Origin of the sequence: Sodalis-like endosymbiont of Proechinophthirus fluctus (assembly GCF_001602625.1) — a bacterium.
Lineage (GTDB): Bacteria > Pseudomonadota > Gammaproteobacteria > Enterobacterales > Enterobacteriaceae.
This window is the reverse complement of the sequence record NZ_LECR01000074.1, coordinates 19,272-19,547: the sequence shown is the minus strand read 5'-3', so window position 1 is coordinate 19,547 and position 276 is coordinate 19,272. Positions and strand designations below refer to the sequence as shown.

The 276-nt window shown below is 55.4% G+C and carries 1 pseudogene; it reads left to right on the top strand.

Annotated features, from left to right (window positions below):
* Positions 1 to 276, top strand: a pseudogene (gene mreB, locus BG74_RS07190) (rod shape-determining protein MreB); the annotation flags it as partial.

The window sequence follows — 276 nt, the reverse complement described above, 5'->3', positions numbered from 1 at the left end:
GCGGTCATCTCGCTTAATGGCGTGGTGTATTCTTCTTCCGTGCGCATTGGCGGCGATCGCTTCGATGAAGCTATTATTAACTATGTGCGCCGAAATTACGGCTCACTGATTGGCGAGGCGACGGCCGAGCGGATCAAACACGGTATTGGTTCCGCCTATCTGGATGATGAGGTGCGCGAGATTGAAGTGCGCGGCCGTAATCTGGCCGAAGGTGTGCCGCGCGGCTTCACCCTGAACTCGAATGAAATCCTCGAAGCGCTGCAAGAACCGTTAACC